Raw genomic sequence first — 4,307 nt, 5'->3', positions numbered from 1 at the left:
CCGCTGCCGTGGCCGAGTGGCTGGCCGGCAACGGCGAGCGCGTGGCCCGGCTGGCTGGCGCCTGCGCTCGCGCCCGCGACGGCGGCGCCACCAGCGCGGCAATGCTGGCTCATATCGCCGGGCAGGCGCGCGCAGCACTGGCTTGACAGCGCGCCAACAGATGCCCGGCATTGAGTTGCCCGCGCCGGCCTGCCCCCCTTGTTGCCGGCGCGCGCGCCTGCTAGCGGCAGGGCCATGTCCGTAACCGCCGACACCGTCAGGAAGATCGCCCGTCTCGCCCGCATCGCCGTCACCGACGACGAGGTGCCGGGGCTGACCGAGCAGCTGAACGGCATCCTGGGCTGGATCGAACAGCTGGGCGAGGTGGACACCACAGGCGTGGCCCCCATGGCCAGCGTGATGCCCGGCCAGTTGCGCTGGCGCGAGGACGTGGTGACCGATGGCGGCATCGCCGAAAAGGTGCTGGCCAACGCGCCGGACGCCGCCAGCGGCTTTTTCGCCGTGCCCAAGGTGATCGAATGAGCGCGCTGACTGAATTGTCGCTGGCCGAGATGAAGGCCGGGCTGGCCGCACGCCAGTTTAGCGCTGTCGAGCTGACGCAGGCGCATCTCGACCAGATGGCCGCCAGCCGCCACCTCAATGCCTTCATCGTCGAGACGCCGGAGCTGGCGCTGGCCCAGGCGAAGGCCGTGGACGACGGCACGCGCGGCGGGCCGCTCGCCGGCATCCCGCTCGGCATCAAGGACCTGTTTGCCACCGAAGGCGTGCAGACGACGGCGGCGTCCCGCATCCTCGAAGGTTTCGTGCCGCGCTATGAATCCGGCGTCACCGCCAACCTGCTGCGCGATGGCGCGGTGTTTCTGGGCAAGCTCAACATGGACGAGTTTGCCATGGGCTCGTCGAACGAGACCAGCGCCTTCGGCAGGGTGATCAACCCGTGGAAGGCGAAAGGCTCGGATGCCGAACTGGTGCCGGGCGGCTCGTCCGGCGGCTCGGCGGCGGCTGTGGCGGCGCGGCTGGTCGCGGGCGCCACCGGCACCGACACCGGCGGCTCGATCCGTCAGCCCGCTGCCTTCGTGGGCATCGCCGGCATCAAGCCCACCTATGGCCGGGCCTCCCGCTGGGGCACGATTGCCTTTGCCTCCAGCCTCGATCAGGCGGGGCCAATGGCGCGCACCGTCACCGATTGCGCGCACCTGCTCACCTCGATGTGCGGCTTTGATCCGCGCGATTCGACCAGCCTTGATCTGCCGGTGCCGGATTTCGCCGCCGGCCTCACCGGCAACCTGAAGGGCAAGCGCGTCGGCATTCCGGCCGAATATCGCCTCGACGGCATGGATGCCGAGATCGCCGCCCTGTGGGATGCCGGCATCGCCTGGTTGAAGGACGCCGGCGCCGAGATCGTGCCGGTTTCGCTGCCGCACACGAAGTACGCGCTGCCCACCTATTATATCGTGGCGCCGGCCGAAGCCTCGTCCAACCTCGCGCGCTATGATGGCGTGCGCTATGGCCTGAGGGTCACGCCGCCGGGCGGCAATGTGCAGGACATGTATGCCGCCACCCGCGCCGCAGGCTTTGGCCGCGAGGTGAAGCGGCGCATCATGATCGGCACCTATGTGCTGTCGGCCGGCTTCTATGATGCCTATTACACCCAGGCCCAGAAGGTCCGGGCGCTGATCGCACGCGATTTCGAACAGGCGTTCGAGCGCTGCGACGTGCTGTTGACGCCCACGGCGCCCAGCCCGGCCTTTGCCTTTGGCGCGAAGGCCGATCCGATCGCCATGTATCTGAACGACGTCTTCACCGTGCCGGCCAGCCTCGCTGGCCTGCCGGCGATGAGCGTTCCGGCCGGGCTGTCGGCGAGCGGGCTCCCGTTGGGCCTGCAGATCATCGGCCGGCCGCTCGACGAGATGGGCGTGCTCGATGCCGGCCTCGCCATCGAGCGTGCCGCCGGCTTCACGGCGCGGCCGTGACGGACCAAGCCGGCAGCGCGGCCCTGCCGGCTGCTGCCGGGCCCTTGCCACTCATCAGCATAGTCGTGCCGGTCTTCAACGAAGAGGCCAGCATCGATCTGTTCCTGGCCGCCATCGCCCCGGTTCTGGACGGCATCGATCCCGCCTGGGAAGTGGTGTTCGTCAACGATGGTAGCCGCGACGGCACGCTGGCGGCGCTGCGGGCGGCGGCCGCGCGCGAGCCACGGGTGCGGGCCATCGACCTGTCGCGCAACTATGGCAAGGAGGTCGCGCTGTCGGCCGGCCTCGATCATGCCCGCGGCCGGGCGGTGGTACCGATGGATGTGGACCTGCAGGACCCGCCCGAACTGCTGGCCGAGATGGTGGCGCGCTGGCGCGAGGGTTATGACGTGGTGCTGGCCTGCCGCAGCGATCGGACCAGCGACGGTTACCTGAAGCGCACCACAGCGCGAATGTTCTATTCGCTGATCGGCCGGCTGTCGGACACGCCGATCCCGGCCGATGTCGGCGACTATCGCCTGATGGATGCCAGCGTCGCAGAGGCGCTGCGGCGCTATCCGGAGCGGATGCGCTTCATGAAGGGGCTGTTCGCCCATGTCGGCTTCCGCACCGCCACGGTGGAGTATGTGCGGGCGCCGCGCGCGGCCGGCGAGACGAAGTTCAACGGCCGCAAGCTGTTCAACCTGGCGCTGGAAGGCATCGTGTCCTTCTCCACCCTGCCGCTGAAGATCTGGACCTACATTGGCCTGGCCGCGGCGCTGCTTGCGGTGGCCTATCTGGTGTTCCTGATTGCCGACACGCTGATCAACGGTGTCGACGTGCCCGGCTATGCCTCGCTCCTGTCGGTCATGCTGTTCTTCAACGGGCTGATGCTGATGGGGCTGGGCGTGCTGGGGGAATATGTCGCCCGCATCTTCATCGAGGTGAAGGGCCGGCCGCTCTACCTGGTGCGCGAGCGCATCGGCGACTGACCGCGCCGCAGGTCCCTCAGGCCTTTCGCGCCAGCACCATGGCGGTGGTGCCGCCCAGCCGGTTCAGCCGCATCACCGGCACTTCGGCAGCGCACAGGCCGGACAGCAACCCATTCAGCAGCGGCGGCACCCGACCCATGTCGCTGGCCGGGGCCTGGCCGGCGCGCGTCAGGCGGCGAACGCCACGCACTGCCGCCACCATCGGCAGTACGCCACCATAGAAATAATGGCCGGCCACGATGGACAGCCCTGCGGCGCGCAGCACAGCCTCGATGCCGGCCAGCGTGTAGCGGCGATAATGTTCCAGGAACACGTCGTGGCCGCTCCACAGCCACATGAAGGCCGGCACGGTGATCAGGAAATGCGTGCCGGGCTGCACCTTGCCGGCATAATCGGCGACCAGGCCGACATCGTCGGCCACATGCTCGATCACGTCCATCATCAGCACCAGGTTGGCATCGGTGAGCCCGATGCTGGTGCGGAACCGGATCGGTCGCCCGGCCTCGGTTTCCTCGCTGTCGGCCGGATAGCCAAGGTCAACGCAGGTGGCCTGACTGCTGCGCCCGGCACGGATGAGCGCGCGCGAGAAATAGCCCGAACCGGCCCCCACATCGAGGACGTGGCCGGCGGCGACATCACGGGTGGCTGCCAGCAGGGCGGCGCGCTTGGCCGTGTAATACCAGTGGGTTGCCACCTGGTCGCCCAGCAGATGTTCTTCTTTCAGATCCACGATGCGCCCATGAGTTCAGTTGAACACCCAGCGCCGCTGCAGCGCGAACGTGGCCAGCGGCGTGACGAGGATGATAGGCAGCGCCGGCGTCCAGTCCGGCCAGCCGGCGCGCACCACCATCAGCCAAACGAAGCCCTGATTGAGCGCATAGCCCACCGCGTTGACCGCCACAAAGCGCCCGAAGCGCTGCGCCGGCTGGCTGCGCGCGCCATGGCCCTGAAAGGTGAAGCGATCATGGGCGCGATAGGCGACCAGCATGGCCCCGGCATAGGCCAGGGTCAGGCTGAGAAACGGGTCGAGCCCGCTGCGGACGAGCAGCACATAAGCGCCAGCCGTCGCCAGCGTCATCGCCATCCCGACCAGCCCGAACCGCAGCAGCTGGCCAACGATGCCCTTGTTCGGATCGTTCATCGCAGGTTCGCCCCGCGCGCATCGAGCAGGCGGAAGCGACCAGCCTCGCTCAGGACTGGCAGGCGCGTTTCCGGCCATGGCGTGTCGGGCGCTGCCTTGCAGATCAGCAGGGCATCAAAGCCGGCGCTGGCCAGGATGGCGGCCACCCGCGCCTGGCGGTCGGCCTCGCTGCCGGTACCGCCGGTTCTGGGGCCGGCCGCGCGCAACTGCTGCATCGCCGGC

6 protein-coding genes are annotated in these 4,307 nt (G+C 68.8%); 3 read left to right on the top strand and 3 right to left on the bottom strand.

All coding sequences use genetic code 11. The annotated features are described in order from the left end of the window. Nucleotides 1–234 precede the first annotated feature (234 nt). The 3 genes from gatC to GJV64_RS11995 are packed head-to-tail and all read left to right on the top strand — an operon-like array spanning nt 235 to nt 2,944. Nucleotides 235–522 (top strand): Asp-tRNA(Asn)/Glu-tRNA(Gln) amidotransferase subunit GatC, encoded by a 288-nt coding sequence (gatC, locus tag GJV64_RS12005; RefSeq protein ID WP_164157446.1) that lies wholly within the window; start codon nt 235–237, stop codon nt 520–522. Then, nucleotides 519–1,973, top strand: a complete 1,455-nt coding sequence (gatA, locus tag GJV64_RS12000; protein ID WP_164157445.1) for an Asp-tRNA(Asn)/Glu-tRNA(Gln) amidotransferase subunit GatA — start codon at nt 519–521, stop codon at nt 1,971–1,973. Before gatC ends, gatA begins: the two co-directional genes overlap by 4 nt. Beyond that, the gene (locus tag GJV64_RS11995; RefSeq protein ID WP_235927729.1) at nt 1,970–2,944 is read left to right on the top strand and encodes a glycosyltransferase family 2 protein; all 975 of its coding nucleotides are present in this window, start codon (nt 1,970–1,972) and stop codon (nt 2,942–2,944) included. Before gatA ends, GJV64_RS11995 begins: the two co-directional genes overlap by 4 nt. Before the next feature lie 16 nt (nt 2,945–2,960). Here GJV64_RS11995 and GJV64_RS11990 read toward each other — a convergent pair whose 3' ends face one another. The 3 genes from GJV64_RS11990 to GJV64_RS11980 all read right to left on the bottom strand — a co-directional run. Continuing rightward, nucleotides 2,961–3,674 carry a class I SAM-dependent methyltransferase gene (locus tag GJV64_RS11990; RefSeq protein ID WP_164157444.1) on the bottom strand — a complete coding sequence of 238 codons (714 nt, stop codon included), beginning with the start codon at nt 3,672–3,674 and terminating at the stop codon, nt 2,961–2,963. Between the two features lie 15 nt (nt 3,675–3,689). Beyond that, nucleotides 3,690–4,085, bottom strand: a complete 396-nt coding sequence (locus tag GJV64_RS11985; RefSeq protein ID WP_164157443.1) for a GtrA family protein — start codon at nt 4,083–4,085, stop codon at nt 3,690–3,692. Beyond that, the coding region (locus GJV64_RS11980; protein WP_164157442.1) for a hypothetical protein at nt 4,082–4,307 on the bottom strand (226 nt) is incomplete at its 5' end. The genes GJV64_RS11985 and GJV64_RS11980, both read right to left, overlap by 4 nt.

It is taken from the genome of Sandarakinorhabdus rubra, from assembly GCF_010994245.1.
Classification (GTDB): Bacteria; Pseudomonadota; Alphaproteobacteria; order Sphingomonadales; family Sphingomonadaceae; genus Sandarakinorhabdus; species Sandarakinorhabdus rubra.
The sequence above is the reverse complement of the archived record's forward strand: the minus strand, read 5'-3'. Positions and strand labels throughout refer to the sequence as shown.

What these genes read in the sequence shown, in the direction of transcription:
- GJV64_RS11985 (WP_164157443.1), bottom strand. Translation starts at nt 4,085, where the DNA reads ATGAACGATCCGAACAAGGGCATCGTTGGCCAGCTGCTGCGGTTCGGG.
- gatA (WP_164157445.1), top strand. Translation starts at nt 519, where the DNA reads ATGAGCGCGCTGACTGAATTGTCGCTGGCCGAGATGAAGGCCGGGCTG.
- gatC (WP_164157446.1), top strand. Translation starts at nt 235, where the DNA reads ATGTCCGTAACCGCCGACACCGTCAGGAAGATCGCCCGTCTCGCCCGC.